Annotated in this window: 10 protein-coding genes; 4 read left to right on the top strand and 6 right to left on the bottom strand. The window is 61.0% G+C overall.

What is annotated here, in order from left to right; all coding sequences use genetic code 11:
- Positions 1-95: 95 nt before the first annotated feature.
- Complete coding sequence (locus J3D60_RS17075; protein WP_253492121.1) at positions 96-3,947, bottom strand: bifunctional diguanylate cyclase/phosphodiesterase; 3,852 nt, start codon at positions 3,945-3,947, stop codon at positions 96-98.
- Between the two features lie 285 nt (positions 3,948-4,232).
- Here J3D60_RS17075 and ettA point away from each other — a divergent pair, with 285 nt between their 5' ends.
- Both ettA and gdhA read left to right on the top strand, forming a co-directional pair.
- Entirely contained in the window at positions 4,233-5,897 is a 1,665-nt protein-coding gene (gene ettA, locus J3D60_RS17070; RefSeq protein WP_027605320.1) for an energy-dependent translational throttle protein EttA, read from the top strand.
- A 298-nt stretch (positions 5,898-6,195) separates the two neighbouring features.
- Positions 6,196-7,533: an NADP-specific glutamate dehydrogenase gene (gdhA, locus tag J3D60_RS17065; RefSeq protein ID WP_065938305.1), complete on the top strand. Its 1,338-nt coding sequence runs from the start codon at positions 6,196-6,198 to the stop codon at positions 7,531-7,533.
- Here the strand turns inward: gdhA and J3D60_RS17060 are convergent.
- The 4 genes from J3D60_RS17060 to J3D60_RS17045 form a co-directional block, all read right to left on the bottom strand.
- Entirely contained in the window at positions 7,530-8,027 is a 498-nt protein-coding gene (locus J3D60_RS17060) for a GreA/GreB family elongation factor (RefSeq protein WP_253492120.1), read from the bottom strand. The genes gdhA and J3D60_RS17060 overlap by 4 nt on opposite strands.
- A gap of 70 nt (positions 8,028-8,097) precedes the next feature.
- Complete coding sequence (locus J3D60_RS17055) at positions 8,098-8,454, bottom strand: hypothetical protein (protein ID WP_065938304.1); 357 nt, start codon at positions 8,452-8,454, stop codon at positions 8,098-8,100.
- Positions 8,455-8,815: 361 nt separating this feature from the next.
- On the bottom strand, positions 8,816-10,669 hold the full coding sequence (locus J3D60_RS17050) for a DUF4105 domain-containing protein (protein ID WP_253492118.1): 1,854 nt from the start codon (positions 10,667-10,669) through the stop codon (positions 8,816-8,818).
- A gap of 91 nt (positions 10,670-10,760) precedes the next feature.
- Positions 10,761-11,249 (bottom strand): DUF3015 domain-containing protein, encoded by a 489-nt coding sequence (locus J3D60_RS17045; protein ID WP_027605327.1) that lies wholly within the window; start codon positions 11,247-11,249, stop codon positions 10,761-10,763.
- 268 nt (positions 11,250-11,517) lie between these two features.
- Here J3D60_RS17045 and J3D60_RS17040 point away from each other — a divergent pair, with 268 nt between their 5' ends.
- Together J3D60_RS17040 and J3D60_RS17035 are read left to right on the top strand one after the other, a co-directional pair.
- The gene (locus tag J3D60_RS17040) at positions 11,518-13,956 is read left to right on the top strand and encodes a Lon protease family protein (protein WP_065925342.1); all 2,439 of its coding nucleotides are present in this window, start codon (positions 11,518-11,520) and stop codon (positions 13,954-13,956) included.
- 297 nt (positions 13,957-14,253) lie between these two features.
- On the top strand, positions 14,254-14,571 hold the full coding sequence (locus J3D60_RS17035; RefSeq protein ID WP_027605329.1) for a hypothetical protein: 318 nt from the start codon (positions 14,254-14,256) through the stop codon (positions 14,569-14,571).
- Positions 14,572-14,577: 6 nt separating this feature from the next.
- On the opposite strand, the gene J3D60_RS17030 is transcribed toward J3D60_RS17035, so the two are convergent.
- Positions 14,578-16,401 carry a hypothetical protein gene (locus tag J3D60_RS17030; protein ID WP_253492116.1) on the bottom strand — a complete coding sequence of 608 codons (1,824 nt, stop codon included), beginning with the start codon at positions 16,399-16,401 and terminating at the stop codon, positions 14,578-14,580.
- Between the last annotated feature and the right edge of the window lie 48 nt (positions 16,402-16,449).

The raw sequence follows: 16,449 nt of genomic DNA, 5'->3' as shown, positions 1-16,449 counted from the left end.
ATGGGTTTTAGATGGCATATGAAAGGACATCATGTCGCGGACAAGTGGGGCTCATCTCGAGATGGGCGGTGACTGTGCCGGCCTCATCACACCGCTCAATCGAACATGAACAGCGCATCATTGCTGAACTGCGCCTCGAACCGATGTGCCGGCATCGGCCGCCCGAACAGATACCCCTGCACCTCGTCGCAACCATGCTCGCGCAGGAAGTCCAGCTGCTCATGGGTTTCCACACCTTCGGCAATCACCGCCAGGTTGAGGCTGTGGGCCATGGCGATAATGGCGCGGGCGATTTGTGCATCCTGTTCGCCGGAGGGCAGGCCATCGACGAAGGTGCGGTCGATTTTCAGCACGTCGATGGGGAATTGCTTGAGGTAGTTGAGGGACGAATAACCGGTGCCGAAGTCGTCCACCGCGATGCTCAGGCCCAGGTTTTTCAGGCTGTCGAGGATGTGCATGGCTTCGTTGACTTCGCGCATCAGGATACTTTCGGTCAGCTCCAGTTCCAGGCACGCCGGCGGCAGGCCGGTGTCCTTGAGGATGGTGGCGATGCGCGTGCCCAGTTGGCCGTCGGAGAACTGTCGCGCGGAGATGTTCACCGAGACTTTCGGTACCCGCACCTTGTTCTGGTGCCAGGTCTTGAGCTGGCGACAGGCTTCGCTGATCACCCAGTCGCCCACGTCCACCACCAGGCCCAGCTCTTCGAGCACCGGAATGAAGTCCCCCGGCGGCACCAGTCCACGGCGTGGGTGGCGCCAGCGCAGCAACGCCTCGGCGCCGGTCAGGCGTTTGCCGTCGCCGCTGAACTGCGGCTGGTAATAGAGCACGAATTCGTCCTGCTCCAGGGCGTGGCGCAGGTCGCTCTCCAGTTCCAGGCGTTCCAGGGCGCTGGCGTTCATATCGGCCTGATAGAACTGGAAGTTGTTCTTGCCGCGTTCCTTGGCGTGATACATCGCGGTGTCGGCGTTTTTCATCAGTTGGCTCAGCTCGTTGCCGTCCTGGGGGCTGAGTGCGATGCCGATACTGGCGGTCACAAAGAACTCGCGACCCTCCAGCACGAAGGGCTTCACCAGGCTGGCGAGGATCTGCTCGGCCACATGGATCGCGCGGTTCAGCGCCATTTCGCGGTTGACCCGTGGTTGCAGCAGCAACGTGAACTCGTCGCCGCCCATGCGTGCCACGGTGTCGTCTTCGGCCACGCAGCCGAGCAGGCGGGTCGCCATTTCCTTGAGCATGCGGTCGCCGGCCGCGTGGCCCAGGGAGTCGTTGATCGGCTTGAAACGGTCAAGGTCAAGGAACATCAGCACCACCCACGACTTCTGCCGTTCGGCTGATTGCAGCGCGGTGTGCAGGCGGTCCTGGAACAGCGTGCGGTTGGGCAGGTGGGTCAGGGCGTCGTAGTAGGCCAGACGGTGGATGCGCTGTTCGCTGGCCTTGCGTTCGCTGATATCACTGAAGAAACACACATAACTCGCCAGGTCGCCTTCGTCGTCGAACACCGCCGTAATGCCGACCCAGGCCGGGTAGTGCTCGCCGTTACGGCGCTTGAGCCACACTTCGCCTTCCCAGGTGCTGTGCTGGTGCAATTGCTTGAGCACGTAGCGCAGGTGGGCTTCCTGTTGTTCGTCGACGGTGAGCATGTTCGGCAACTGGTCGAGTACGTCACTCACCGCATAACCGCTGACCCGGCTGAACGCCTCGTTGGCCTGCACGATATAACCGGCCGGGTCGGTGATCAGGATCGCCGACGTGGAGTGTTCGAATACGGTGGCGGCCATGCGCAGGTCTTTTTCCGCGCGGCGTTGCTGGCTGATATCGCGGCCCACGCCGAGGACACCTTCGAAGGCCCCGTGCTCATCCCACACCAGCACCAGGCGCAGCTCGATCGGCACCTTGCGGCCGTCGGCGCGCAGGCAGTCGAACAGGAACAATTGGGTCTGCACTTGATCGCGGAGTCTGTTCAGCGCGTCGGGATCGCCCAGCGCCCGGCTGACCTGTTCCAGCAAGCTATAGATGCCGGTCAGTTGCTGGGGGTTGGCGATGATCGACTGCCAGCCGTTCTTGAATACCCAGTCCACGTCGTAACCCAGCACGGCGTTGACCGACGGGCTGATGTAGTTGAGGGCCAGTTGGCTGTCGGTGGAGCAGATCACGTCGCTGATGCTTTCGGCCAGCATGCGGTAGCGCTTTTCGCTGTCGCGCAGGGACTCGCTGGCTTCGATCTGGTCGGTGATGTCCTTGGCCACACCGATGATACGCGTGACTTGCGCCGATTTGTCCCGCGCCAGGGCCTGCTCGCGGATATCAAAGCGCCGCCATTGGTTGTTACGATGGCGAAAGCGCAACTGGCAGTGCAACTGCGTCGCGTAGCCGGCCTGACGTTGCTGCTGGCGCAAATCGTGGTAATGCTCGGCGTCTTCGGGGTGCAGCAGGATTTCCCAGAAATACTCGCCCATTTGCTGCAGTTCGGCCTTGGTATAGCCGAGGGTGTGGCCCAGATGGTGGTTGCTGAAGATCATCCGCTGGCTGATCACGTCCTGCACATACAAGTGGTCGGGCACGGTACGCACCACGTCCGACCAGAAGCTTTCGCGTTCCACCAGCGACAGCTCGATCAGCTTGCGGCTGGTGATGTCGCTGATGCTGAGGATCACCGCCTTGAAGTCGTCCTGCTGCTCCGGCAGGCGCATCACCATCCAAAGGTACTGTTCGTTGCCGGCCACATCCTTGAGCTGGATTTCCAACTCAAGCTGATTCTGTTGGGTCAGGACCGCTTCGAGTATCTGATGCCCGATGGACGTGGTGTTGCGCGGGCAATCATCGATCAGCCGCTCCCACGCTTCCTCGCAGGAGCCCACTCTGAGCAGGCTCACCGCCACCTGGTTGATCTCGGTGATGCGCAGTTCGGTGAGCAACTGCCGGCATTCCTCGGGGGAGGTTTGCAGCCAGGCGTGCAGTTGCTCGCGGGTCTGCAAGTGCACCTTGCCAAAGAATGCACTCAGGCCCGACAGGTCAAGTACGCACAGGGCGACGCCGGTGCCTTCGAAAATATCCTGATACCGACGCCGGCCTTCATGCACCTGGCGCTGGCGGCGACGCATATTCAGCAACACGATCACGGGGATCAGCGAGAAGGCCAGGCCCAGCAGGCATTTACCGATAAACGCCGGCAGCAGTTGTTCCAGCACGGCTGCGCGGTCGAACATCCCACGCAATTGCCAGTCGCTTTTGCTCAGGGGCGTGACCAGCACGCTTTTATTCAGGTCATCCGGGGTCAGGGCGTCGCCCCATTGCGCCGGCATGCCGCTGTCACGGCTGACCACACGGTGGTTCAGGCGGTTCTCGATGGCCCACATCGGTCGTTGGCCCTGGCTGTCCTGGCGGGTCAGGTTGACCAGGTACTCGGGTGCCAGGCGCAGCGCCCAGTACATCCTTGAGCCGCCGCTGGGCTGGTGCAGCAGCAGATAGATGAGGGTGCCGTCGTTGTTATTGCTCAGGTAATAGGGTTGGCCGTGGCTGCGCTGCACCAACTCTTCCAGCCAGGCGCTGTCCTGGCTGTCATTGGCGCTGTCGCTGATCATCGCGCCGCTGGGCGCCAGCAGGGCGATACTGCGCAGTTCCGGCAGCGAGCGCTGCAACGTGCGCGTCAAGGCCTGTTGCTGTTCGATGTCGCGCGGCGGCTCGACCATCGGTAGCAGGTTCAGGGCAATTTTTGCGCTCAGGGCCATGTTCAGGCTGATCTGTTCAGCCAGGTCGGCACTGTAGTCGATGGTGTATTGCTGTTGGTTTTTCTGGTTTTGCTGCAACTGGTCCAGCAGTTGCCAGAACAATAATGCGAGCAGCAGGAGGACGAGCGTCGCCAATGCGCCTTTGAGGGTGCCGTGCAGGGGCGTTCCCGGCGCTACATGAGCGGCGCGCAAGGGCGTTGGCGGCGTGACTTTGGACAAGCTGTGATCCTGCGGTTTGGCTGGACTGGCGCGCGACGTGCACTATAAGCCGGACGCCCGAAGGGCGGCTAGCATGCCTTGACTTGTGGCAAAGTGCCAGCCCTGCTTGGCTGGACTGACCAAGCGCATTCAGGTAGCTTTGCCGGTTACGCGGGGGCGTTCCAGCCCCAGACATTCAGGCTTTTTCCGCTCGCTGGCATTGATGATAGTCAACGGCCCGCGCGGCGCATGGCCTGGCACGGGCTTCGCCCGCTTAATTCATCAGTCACTGACGCTAGGTTCACCATGGCTCAATACGTCTTCACCATGCATAGGCTGGGAAAAGTTGTCCCTCCGAAGCGGGAAATCCTGAAAAACATTTCGCTGTCCTTCTTCCCCGGCGCCAAGATCGGCGTGCTCGGCCTCAACGGTTCGGGTAAGTCCACGCTGCTGAAAATCATGGCCGGCGTCGACACCGAGTTCGAAGGCGAAGCCCGCCCGATGCCGGAACTGAACATCGGTTACCTGCCCCAGGAGCCGATCCTGGACCCGACCAAGACCGTGCGTGAAGTGGTCGAAGAGGCCGTCAGCGTGATCAAGGACGCCCAGGCCCGCCTGGACGAGGTCTACGCCGCCTACGCCGAACCGGACGCCGACTTCGACAAGCTGGCCGCTGAACAAGCCAAGCTCGAAGCCATCCTGCAGGCCGGCGACGGTCACAACCTGGAGCGCCAGCTGGAAGTCGCCGCCGATGCACTGCGCCTGCCGGCGTGGGACGCCAAGGTCGAACATCTGTCGGGTGGTGAAAAACGTCGCGTGGCCTTGTGCCGCCTGCTGCTGTCGGCGCCCGACATGCTGCTGCTCGACGAACCGACCAACCACCTGGACGCCGACTCCGTCGCTTGGCTGGAGCACTTCCTGCACGATTTCCCCGGCACCGTGGTTGCGATCACGCACGACCGCTACTTCCTCGACAACGTTGCCGGCTGGATCCTCGAGCTTGACCGTGGCGCCGGTATCCCTTACGAGGGCAACTACTCCGGTTGGCTGGAAGCCAAGTCCGACCGTCTGGCCGCCGAATCCAAGCAGCAATCGGCCCACGAAAAAGCCATGAAGGAAGAACTGGAGTGGGTGCGCAAAGGCGCTAAGGCCCGCCAGTCCAAATCCAAGGCACGTCTGCAACGCTTCGAAGAAATGCAGTCGCAGGAATTCCAGAAGCGCAGCGAAACCAACGAGATCTACATTCCGGCCGGTCCGCGCCTGGGTGACAAGGTCATCGAGTTCAAGAACGTGTGCAAAGGCTATGGCGATCGCGTGCTGATCGACAACCTGTCGTTCTCCATGCCAAAAGGCGCGATCGTCGGCGTCATTGGTGGTAACGGCGCGGGTAAATCCACCCTGTTCCGCATGCTGATGGGCAAGGAAACGCCGGATTCGGGCAGCATCGAAATCGGCGAAACCGTGCAACTGGCCTGTGTGGACCAGAGCCGCGAAGACCTGGATGGCAGCAAGACTGTGTTCCAGCAAATTTCCGACGGTTCCGACCAGATCCGCATCGGCAACTATGAAATCCCGTCGCGCACCTACGTCGGCCGTTTCAACTTCAAGGGCGGCGACCAGCAGAAGTTCGTCAAGGACCTGTCCGGTGGTGAGCGCGGTCGCTTGCACCTGGCCCTGACCCTGAAAGAGGGCGGCAACGTCCTGCTGCTCGACGAACCGTCCAACGACCTCGACGTTGAAACCCTGCGTTCCCTGGAAGAAGCCCTGCTGGACTTCCCGGGCGCCGCCATTGTGATCTCTCACGATCGGTGGTTCCTTGACCGCGTCGCGACCCACATCCTGGCGTACGAAGACGACTCGCAAGCGGTGTTCTTCGAAGGCAACTACACCGAGTACGAAGCGGACCGTAAAAAGCGCCTGGGCGAAGCTGCCGCCCAGCCGCACCGTGTACGGCACAAAAAACTGGCCTGATCCGGCTGGTGTGAAAAAAGCGGAGCCCTCGGGCTCCGTTTTTTTTGTACATTTTTCCTGACCCACACCGATCAAATGTGGGAGGGGGCTTGCCCCCGATAGCTTTTTCCCTGCTGGTGCATAACCTGCCTTGGTAATCCCCTTTTAAGTGCGATAAATCCCTTTTTCCTGGGTTTATTTATATCTAATGCACCATTTAAATTCACAAAAGCGACATTTTGCCCTGTCGCGGTGCGACATGAATTGATAAAGTCCGGCTCAATCTCATTTAAAAACAATCAATTTGCCGAGACTTTTCATGATCGAATCCGTCGAATCCTTCCTCGCCCGCCTGAAAAAACGCGACCCCGACCAGCCGGAATTCCACCAGGCGGTAGAAGAAGTCCTACGCAGCCTGTGGCCGTTTCTTGAAGCCAATCCCCACTACCTAGCCTCGGGCATCCTGGAGCGCATCTGCGAGCCGGAGCGTGCGATTACCTTTCGGGTGTCGTGGGTCGATGATCACGGCAAGGTCCAGGTCAACCGCGGCTTTCGTATCCAGATGAACAGCGCCATCGGCCCCTACAAGGGCGGCCTGCGTTTCCACCCGTCGGTAAACCTGGGTGTGCTGAAGTTCCTCGCCTTCGAGCAGACCTTCAAGAACTCCCTGACTTCGCTGCCCATGGGCGGCGGCAAGGGCGGCTCGGATTTTGATCCCAAAGGCAAGAGCGATGCCGAAGTCATGCGCTTCTGCCAGGCGTTCATGAGCGAGCTGTACCGCCATATCGGCGCAGACGTGGACGTGCCGGCCGGCGACATCGGCGTGGGCGCCCGGGAGATTGGCTTCCTGTTCGGCCAGTACAAGCGCCTGAGCAACCAATTCACCTCCGTGCTCACCGGCAAGGGCATGACCTACGGCGGCAGCCTGATCCGCCCGGAAGCCACCGGGTTCGGGTGTGTGTACTTCGCCGAAGAAATGCTCAAGCGCGATGGCCTGCGGGTGGAAGGCAAGCGCGTGGCGGTCTCCGGCTCCGGCAACGTCGCCCAGTACGCGGCGCGCAAGGTCATGGACCTGGGCGGCAAGGTGATTTCCCTGTCCGACTCCGAAGGCACGCTCTACGCCGAAAGCGGCTTGACCGAGGAGCAATGGTCGGCGCTGCTGGAGCTGAAAAACGTGCAGCGCGGGCGCATCAGCGAACTGGCCGGCCGTTACGGCCTGGAATTCCGCGCCGGTAAGACTCCTTGGGAACTGGCCTGCGACATTGCCCTGCCATGCGCTACCCAGAACGAACTCGACGCCGAAGCGGCCCGCACGCTGCTGCGCAACGGCTGCATCTGCGTGGCCGAAGGCGCCAACATGCCGACCACCCTTGAGGCTGTGGATATCTTTATCGAGGCGGGCATCCTGTTTGCGCCGGGCAAGGCATCGAATGCCGGCGGCGTCGCCGTGAGCGGCCTGGAGATGTCGCAGAACGCCATGCGCCTGTTGTGGACCGCCGGTGAAGTGGACAGCAAGCTGCACAACATCATGCAGTCGATCCACCATGCCTGCGTGCACTACGGCGAAGAGAACGGTCGGATCAACTACGTGAAGGGCGCGAACATTGCGGGCTTCGTCAAGGTTGCCGACGCGATGCTGGCCCAGGGCATCGTCTAAGCCTCGGCCTCGATGCGCAGGACTTCGATCAACTGATCGCCGACGGGGCGCTTCCACAGCACCTCGTCACCCACCTGGGCGCCCAGCAATGCACGGCCCAGGGGCGAGCCCCAGTTGATCAGGCCGGCGCCGGCATCGGCCTGGTCTTCCCCGACCAATTGAATGCGCTGCTGTTCGTCATGCTCATTGGCGAACGTCACCCAGCTGCCGATCTGCACCTTGTCGGTAGACGTAGCGGGCGCCACCACCTGGGCGCTTTGCATGCGCTGGTTGAAGTAGCGCAAATCCCGCTCAAGGTCGGCCTGGCGCTGCTTATCGGCCTGTTCGCCCTTGGCGGACTCGGCGCTGTGGGCGGCCTGTAGCTGCGCAACCTTGGCCTGCAATTGCGCCAACCCCTGGGCGGTCAGGCGATTGGGCTGCTCACTGACCTGGCGCTCCACCGGCTGATCGGCCTGGGCGGCGGCGTTGTCCTCATTTACAAAAGCTCGGCTCATGACGTTCTCCCTCTATGGAGCTTGGGCCATGTTCGCCGCGCTTTAGTTTCGATGAATGTCTGAAAGCGACCTATTGCGAGCGATAGGCCCGCGCAGCATCCCGGTTCTTCTCCTGTTGCCAGGCGCGTTCACGGTCATCCCAGTGATTGTCCTTGTAGTCGCGCAGCTCCTCGTTCTCGCGCATGGCCTTGCACTGGCGAAAACCATCCTCCCAGCCTTCGGCGTAGACCCGGTCTTTCAGGTAACGCGGCACGTTTTTGCGAAACACCCCGGTGATCACCCCCGCCGCCTGGCGGCCGCTGCTGCACCCATCGTCAAAACCATCGGCAAAGGCGGGCGGATAGCCCCGAGCCAGCAATTCCTGATGGGTTGACTGGCAACCCGATAGCCACACCACCGCACACAGCATTACTGCATACCGCCACATTGCTTGCTCCCTGGCCGTTTCACGGCTGATAGGAGAAGTCTAGATAGGGATTTGTCGGGGAGGTGTGAAAGGGGTGTGAGAAAGGTGTGGAGCACGATGAGATCGAGCGGTGGGCGCTGACCCTGCCCCCCCCAAAACCAGCCTCTACAGGGTGTCTGATACACCGCGTTCTTCTTTACTGGGGCTGCTACGCAGCCCAACGCGGGACAAGCCCGCTCGCCACAGGGGAATTTTTCAGGATCTGAAAAGTTGTGTAGAGACCCATGCCCCGATAGAGGTGCGCCAGCCACTCGATACTGGACTGAACCGCCGCCATCGGGGGCAAGGCCCTCCCACATTTTTGATGTTCGCCAGGCGTTGGTCAGTAGTGATACCACTTCACCTCAAGCATCACTTCATTCACCGGCGTCGACAAGTGGCTGTACTCGCGCTGTGCACTCAGGCGCAGGCCCAGGTTACGGGACAGTTCCCACTGCTGGTTCAGGCTGATGCTGCGCCGCACTTCACCATTGGTGAAGAAGTCTCCTTTAGCCTCCAGGCTCAAGTTGCCCAGGGGGGTTTTCCACAGCACGCCGGTATTGAACCCGGCAGCAGGGGAGATGGCTTCGTTGAAGTCGTTGTTGTGTTCCACGCGCACGGTGCCGAGGGCGAAGCCGAGCATGTCGTCGCGCAGTTGCCAGGTGCCGCCGGCGCCGCCGTTGACGTGGGCGACCAGGGTTTCGTCGTCGTGTTTACCGGGCACCCGCTCCAGGCCGCCGGTGACTTGCCAGGACCATGGCTGCAGCAAGGCGTTGCGCGGGGTCAGGGAGCGGATGGTGGCCAGGTCCAGTTGCTGCAGTTGCCAGTGGTTGCCTTCGTACTGGCGCAGTTTCATCTGCAGGATTTCGATCTGCGCGCCGAGGGGGAAGCCTTCGGCGTTGTCGTTGAGGTCGTGGTAGGCCATGCGCAGGCCGTATTCGCCGAAGGCCTTGTCGCCACGGGTGCCGAGGCCGGCTTGCCAGGTGCGGGACTCATGGCCGTTTTCGGGCAGGCCGGGGGGCGTGATCGTCAGGTCGGGCGCGGGGTTCTGGTTGATCGCGCGCAGCAGTTCGAAGCTGCGTTGGGAGCGCGCGGTGTCGCGCTCGAGGCCATTGGCACGGTAGCGGCCCAGGCGGTAGGCGGCGTCGATGATCAGGGCCTGGCGGTCGCGAGGCAATGCTTTGAAGGCTGGCGCCTGCAATTGCTGCTGGTCGTCGCTGACCTTCAACACCCATTGCTGTTCGTCGCTGTTCAGCGGCTTGGCACGCTCCAGCAACTCGCGCTCGCGGGAGGGACGGTAGTCGATCTTTTCCACCAGGCCCGCGTCCTTCACGGCCTTGACCGTGTCGGTGGGGATCGCGGTGAGCGGGAATTGCTCGGTCAGGCGCAGGCCGGGGCGCGCCACTTGCAGCAGCTCCAGCAGGCGATAGGAGCAGTTTTCATCGAAGAAAAAGTAGTCGAACTGGATCTGCTTGAGCTCCCACACGTGTTCGACCATGCGCTCGGTCTCGACCTGGGTGAGGTTGAGGCGGTATTCCCACAGGTCGCGGTTTTCGAGGCTGCGGTATTCGGAGAGTTTTTCCTGGTAGGGCACCAGGGCGAACAGGCCGGGGTAGCCGCCCATCAGGCCTTTCCAGGCGTACAGGATGCTGTTGTCCGAGCCTTCGATATAGGCGCCGAAGTTGATCGCGTAGCTGAGCAGCGCAGTCTTGTTGCTTTGCACGTCGGCCTGGTCGATACGCAGCAGGGTGTGGCCGAACATCGACGACGGGCTGTTGAGGTAGGCCGCCGGGAAGATCATCACTGCGCTATGGGGGGCGACGTCCTTGAACCACTGCTTGAATTCCTTGCAGTCCACGGCGGGCAGGTCAGTGAGGTGCAACTGATCCTTGAGCCAGCGGGTACGTGCGGGGTAAACGCATTGAGCGTGTTTTTCACCCAGGCTGGCCGGAGCGTAAAGCGCTTCAACGGTGGCCTTGAGTTCTGCATCCGGGTGGTGGGCGCCATCGGCGGCGAGGAAGAATTTCTTTTCACTGACATAACTGCGCCAGCCACTGACTTTGCCGGCTTCGTAATGGCCCAGAGAAAGCCAGAACGGATCATTGGCCAGTTGCTGCAAACGTTGATCATCAAGATGCGGTGCCGCGTACAGCGGGGCGCAGGCAAAGAGTGCCATCCAGGCAAAGCGTTTGAGCATAGGGGCAACTTAAGTCGGAAATTAGAGAGACCCAAGGAGAGGCGGGTCCAAAAATAAAACCCGCGCCTGGGTAGGCGCGGGCAGGACGAGCTTAAGCCTGGGTAGCGTATTTCGCCAGACGGGCATCGCCTTTCAGTACAGCCAGGGTGTTGTTGTGCACGTCTTCAGCGGTCACATCGGCCTTGCTGAAGATTTGCTGGAAGTGTTCGTGAGCCACGGCAGCGAAGTGCTCGCGATCTTCCGGAGCAACGCCCAGTACCACGGCGTAGGTGGTCAGTGCTTCGCCATTACCCTTGGCCATGTCTTCGGACAGCTCGTTCATCATGCCATTCATGGCAATCCAGGACTTGCCGCCGTAGGTCAGCGCGCTGTTGGTGCTGCAACCGTTGGTGCCCGAGGTCATGCCGAAGGTGGCGTTACCCGAAGTACCGTTGGTGGTGGAAGCCAGGAAGTGAGCTGGAGTACCGCGCTGGCCTTCGAACAACATGTTGCCCCAACCGCAGTTCGGGCCACCTGGTGCTTCAGCCATTGCATTGAGGGAGACGACGGTGAAGAGAGTACCGAGAAGGATCCGTTTCATAGCTTTGTTCTCTTTGTGTGCAAACCAATGGACAAGGGTTCAGGCACTTCATAGCGCCCTAGGGATCGGTTATTAGTCCAACCCGCGCAGTTTGGAGTTTAGGCACGTTCCAAGGGTTCCGTGTGTTTTTATAAAACAATCAGCATTGTCGCGATTTTTTTGGCAGGGCGCCTCCCGTGTCCAGGGTTTCCCAACGGCGCGCCTTGCCAGAGCGCGCAACAGGGAGCCAGAATGCCGTCATCTGCCCCGCCTGATGTAAGGAAGCCCGATGCCTGATCCTGTTGCTGCCAGCTTGCGTCTAGCGCCCGAAGCGCTGACTCGCCCTTTCTCCGCTGAACAGTTCAGCTTCTCGACCACCAATGATTTGGAGCCCTTTCGCGGTGTGCTTGGCCAGGAACGTGCGGTTGAAGCGTTGCAGTTCGGTGTGGCCATGCCACGCCCCGGTTACAACGTATTTGTCATGGGCGAGCCGGGCACCGGCCGCTTTTCGTTCGTCAAACGCTACCTGAAAGCCGAGGGCAAGCGCCTGCAGACCCCGGCGGATTGGGTCTATGTGAACAATTTTGACGAGCCTCGCGAACCCCGCGCCCTGGAATTGCCAGGCGGCGGTGCGGCGGCGTTCATTGCCGATATCAATGGCCTGGTCGACAACCTCGTCGCGACCTTCCCGGCGGTGTTCGAACACCCGACTTATCAACAGCGCAAGAGTGCCATCGACCGCGCCTTCAACCAGCGCTATGACAAGGCCCTGGACGTGATCGAGCGCCTGGCCCTGGAAAAGGACGTGGCGCTGTACCGCGACAGCTCAAATATCGCCTTCACCCCGATGCTCGACGGCAAGGCCCTGGATGAGGCCGAGTTCTCGCAGTTGCCGGAAGTGGATCGCGAGCGTTTCCACACGGATATTTCCGAGCTGGAAGAACGCCTCAACGAGGAGTTGGCCAGCCTGCCCCAGTGGAAGCGCGAGTCCAATAACCAACTGCGTCAGTTCAACGAAGAAACCATCACCCTGGCCCTGCAGCCTTTGCTCGCACCGCTGTCGGAAAAGTACGCGGAGAACGCCGGTGTCTGCGGTTACCTGCAGGCCATGCAGGTGTACCTGCTGAAAACCGTGGTCGAGCAACTGGTGGACGACGCCAAGACCGACGCCCAGGCCCGCAAGCTGCTCGAAGAGCAATACTGCCCGAGCCTGGTTGTGGGCCATCCGGTCAATGGTGGCGCGCCGGTGGTGTTTGAACCGCACCCGACCTACGACAACCTGTTCGGCCGTATCGAATACAGCACCGACCAGGGCGCGCTGTACACCACCTATCGCCAGTTACGCCCGGGTGCGTTGCACCGTGCCAACGGCGGTTTTCTGATTCTTGAAGCCGAGAAGATGCTCAGCGAGCCGTTTGTGTGGGACGCCCTCAAGCGTTCCCTGCAGTCGCGCAAGCTGAAGATGGAATCGCCCCTGGGCGAACTGGGCCGCCTGGCCACCGTGACCCTTAACCCGCAGATGATCCCATTGCAGGTCAAAGTCATCATTATCGGTTCGCGCCAGTTGTATTACGCGCTGCAGGACGCCGATCCGGACTTCCAGGAGATGTTCCGGGTGCTGGTGGATTTCGACGAAGACATCCCGATGGTGGACGAGAGCCTGGAGCAGTTCGCCCAGTTGCTCAAGACCCGCACTTCGGAAGAAGGCATGGCGCCGCTGACCTCTGACGCGGTGGCGCGCCTGGCCACCTACAGCGCACGGCTGGCGGAGCACCAGGGCCGTTTGTCGGCACGTATTGGGGATTTGTTCCAGCTGGTCAGCGAAGCGGACTTTATCCGGCACCTGGCAGGCGATGAGATGACCGATGCGGGCCATATCGAGCGTGCGCTGAAGGCCAAGGCCACGCGCACCGGGCGTGTGTCGGCGCGGATTCTCGACGATATGCTCGCCGGGGTGATCCTGATCGACACCGCCGGCGCGGCGGTCGGCAAGTGCAACGGGCTGACGGTGCTGGAGGTCGGCGACTCGGCGTTCGGGGTGCCGGCGCGGATTTCCGCCACGGTTTACCCGGGCGGCAGCGGCATCGTCGACATCGAGCGTGAAGTTAACCTTGGACAGCCGATTCACTCCAAAGGCGTGATGATCCTCACCGGTTACCTGGGCAGCCGCTATGCCCAGGAGTTTCCGCTGGCGATCTCGGCGAGTATCGCGCTGGAGCAGTCCTACGGTTACGTGGACGGTGACAGCGCGTCCCTGGGCGAGGCCTGTACCTTGATCTCGGCCTTGTCGAAGACGCCGCTCAAGCAGTGCTTTGCGATCACCGGTTCGATCAACCAGTTTGGTGAAGTGCAGGCCGTGGGCGGGGTCAACGAGAAGATCGAAGGCTTCTTCCGCCTGTGCGAAGCCCGCGGTTTGACCGGCGAGCAAGGGGCGATCATTCCCCAGGCCAACGTGGCCACGTTGATGCTGGATGAAAAGGTGTTGCAGGCCGTGCGCGCCGGGCAATTCCACATCTATGCGGTGCGTCAGGCCGACGAGGCATTGAGCCTGCTGGTGGGCGAGGATGCCGGTGAGCCGGACGCCGAGGGGCAGTTCCCGGAAGGCACGGTCAATGCCCGCGTGGTCGAGCGCTTGCGCGCGATTGCCGAGATGATCAGCGAGGAAGACCTGAAGGAAGCGGAGAAGGAGCTGGCGCAGCAGGCGCTGGCCGAAGCCAAGCCCACCTGAGTTCTGAGGCCAGGCCGGATCAAACCTGTGGGAGGGGGCTTGCTCCCGATTGCGATAGGTCAGTCATGTAGATGTCGACTGACACACTGCATCGGGAGCAAGCCCCCACACATTTGGATCTGGTTACGTCACTAAATTGACGTCCTTCCGAGGGGCCAACGTCCGTTGGTCCCTACAGCCTTGGTTTGTCATGTTTTTATTCTATTCTGAGCCTTAGGGATATCCACAGGAGTCGCTGGATAGAAACAGCCTCGCCATAGGTTGAGGCTGAACACCGATCTACCGAGGGTCGCCGCCATGCCGCGCAACCTTTGCCTTACCCGCCAGTGCTTCGGCCTGGTTACCCGAATCGAATGTTCCGTTCGCCCGCTCGCGGGGGATAACGGGATGTGGACCTTGTTGTTTGCCGCCGGAATGACGGGTGAGCAGCCTTCCACAATCAAGTCCCAGGGCCCGTTTCATGGGCCCTTCGTGGCAGAAAGCATGCTGCAATCGATCGTCGACAGCCTGACCCTGCATGGCTATGAGCTGGCGGGTGACCCGCAGATCTGGTGCCTGCACATGCAGGCCCATCTGCGGCAGCTCAATGGCAGCCATGAGCAACTGGCGCTGTAGGCGCGGTTATTTGCTCTCGGGTTTGTCCAGCTTGACCTCAAAGCCGTATTGCACGGTACTCAGGTCGGTGCGCTGGTAGCTTTCCAGTGCCGTCGGCTGGCCGTAGAAGTAATGCACGTCAAACAAGGCCGTGCCGTATTCCTCGGCGCGATGGCTGACGCCGAGGATTTCCTTGAGGTAGTTGCCGCTGGCGTCCTTGGCGTAGAAGCGCCAGCTGTCGGCGGGGAACTCCTTTTGGTCGACGATCAGTGCGTTGTCCTTGAGTGATAAACCCTTGGGCAGCTTGGCCGCATCGATGTCGCCTTTCTCGATAGTCGCCAGGAACAGCGGGATCGAACCCACCACAAACGCCGGGTTTTCCGGGAACAGGTTGAGATCGTAGGTGAGGGTGCCGCGGGCCGGGTTCAATTCATACGCCTCGGTCGGCAATTCGATGGGCTCGCCGCGTTCACCTTTCTCATCGGCAGTGAAGAACGTCACCGGTGATTCGCTGCTGTTGCGCTCGCTGCCCACCAAGTCGTCATTGAAGGTGAATGGGTGGTCGAACACGATATGGGCGGCGCTGGCGTCTTCGACGGACTGGCTGATGGTGACGCTGTTCTTCAGTTGTTCCTCGGTCAACGAGGCGTCCTTGAGCCAGCTGGCGGCGCCGTCGTCGTACACGGTGACCGGCATGGGCAAGGCTTGTACGGTTTTTTCCAGGCTGTTCTTGTCGAAGCGCAGGACCGGCAGGTCGAGGTCCTTGCGCGTGACCGTGGCCGTGGAGAAATCCAGCACATTGATCTGCAGGGTGTCGATTAGGCCATTGAAATAGACCTTGGCGTAATGGCTGCTCTGCTTGTGTTCGAAGGCTTTCTGCTCATCGAGCAGTTGCTTTTCAAACCCATCGGACCAGGCCTTCTGTTTTTGCATCTCGGCCAACTGCTTCTGGTAGAACTCGACTTGCGCGCTGCTTTCGTTGATCGAACCCGAGCGTGTGAGGAATTGCCCGGTGCTGTCCCGCGCCTGTACCAGCAAGGGGTTAGGCGATTCGTCACCCACTTCGGGGGCCAGTGGTTGGCTGTTGGTCAGTTCGATTTCGGCGTAGTTCTTTTCCAGGAGCAGCAGGTTGACGGTGATATTGCCTTCGGTGCGTTTGTGGCCGACGTCCTTTTTCGACAAGTCGAAGGTCAGCACCTTGCCCGGCGCGATCACTTCCACTGCGCCTTTGAGGCGAACGGGTTGCGGCTGGCTTTTGTTTTCCGTCTCGATGCCATCGATGAACGGGTAGGTGACCGTCAGGTCATCCGGGTTGGTCAGGTTGGAGCTGCTGGGGCTCAACTGGATGCCGGGATCGGTTTCCGACCATTCCGGCTGGAACGGCACGACCTTGTTGTTGCTCAAGGTGACGGACTGCCATTCCAGGCCGTGGGGGAAGGGGAACTGGTCCGGCACATTGAAGTTGAACGGGAAGACCGGCTGCAGATCGGTCAGGTAGTCGGAATGTGAGGCTTTGCGCAGTACGAACAAGCCATTGATGTAGGTGTCCACCAGCCCTTGCGGCGTGGGGTAGTGCTTGAGCAGCGCGAGGCTGTCCTCGCCGTATTCGGCCTCGATGGGCTTGGTGGCGAGCTTGACCCGCGCCCGTTCCAGCAGCAGCAGCGAGCCGCCGAGGTCGGCAATGGCGTCGCGCAGTTTCGGATCCTGGATGCTGTCGAGGGACTGCTCGAACTTCGCGGTTTTCTCTTCGAGGGTGGCCTGTTTCTGCTCATCGCTTGGGGAACAGCCGCCGGCCAGCAACAAGGCGGCGCACAGGCCAACGCTGGCCAAAGGGGATCGCACATCCATCATCTGAGTTTTTCCTGTCCGACGTCATCGAGCCGAGTTATTGGGCTCGAC

The organism is Pseudomonas sp. S3E17 (assembly GCF_024168685.1).
Lineage (GTDB): Bacteria > Pseudomonadota > Gammaproteobacteria > Pseudomonadales > Pseudomonadaceae > Aquipseudomonas > Aquipseudomonas marginalis.
Note: the sequence above shows the minus strand (reverse complement) of the source record. Positions and strands in the feature narration are given on the sequence as shown.